Here is a 404-nt window from a genome sequence, read left to right as displayed (position 1 = left end):
CGGCATCACCGTCGCCGACCTGGAACAGGTGGGCGCCTTCTTCGTCGGCCTGGGCCTGCAGGTGAAGGCCGGCCCCGTGGTCGTCGAAGGCGACTTCCTGGACACCGTCATCGGCATCCCCGACTCCCGCACCCGCATCCTCATGCTCGCCGCCCCCGACGGCGCCACCCTGCTGGAGCTGTCCACCTTCGAGCAGCCCCGGCACCAGCCGGGATCACCCGGGGCGATGGCCACCGAGCTGGGGCTGCGCAACGTGGCCTTCGAGGTCGACGACCTCGACGCGCTCCTGCAGCAGCTGGCCGCGGACGGCTACGGCCTGATCGGCGGGGTGGGTGAGTACGAGGGGACCTGGCGGATGGCGTACGTGCGCGGACCTGCAGGGCAAGGTGCGCCTGGCGCCGTAC

The 404-nt window shown here is 72.0% G+C and carries 1 protein-coding gene; it reads left to right on the top strand.

The features are described from left to right. On the top strand, positions 1-404 hold a 404-nt coding region (locus tag GTR02_RS22175; RefSeq protein ID WP_166609608.1), incomplete at both ends, for a VOC family protein.

Origin of the sequence: Kineococcus siccus (assembly GCF_009906795.1) — a bacterium.
Taxonomy (GTDB): Bacteria; Actinomycetota; Actinomycetes; order Actinomycetales; family Kineococcaceae; genus Kineococcus; species Kineococcus siccus.
The sequence above is the reverse complement of the archived record's forward strand: the minus strand, read 5'-3'. Positions and strand labels throughout refer to the sequence as shown.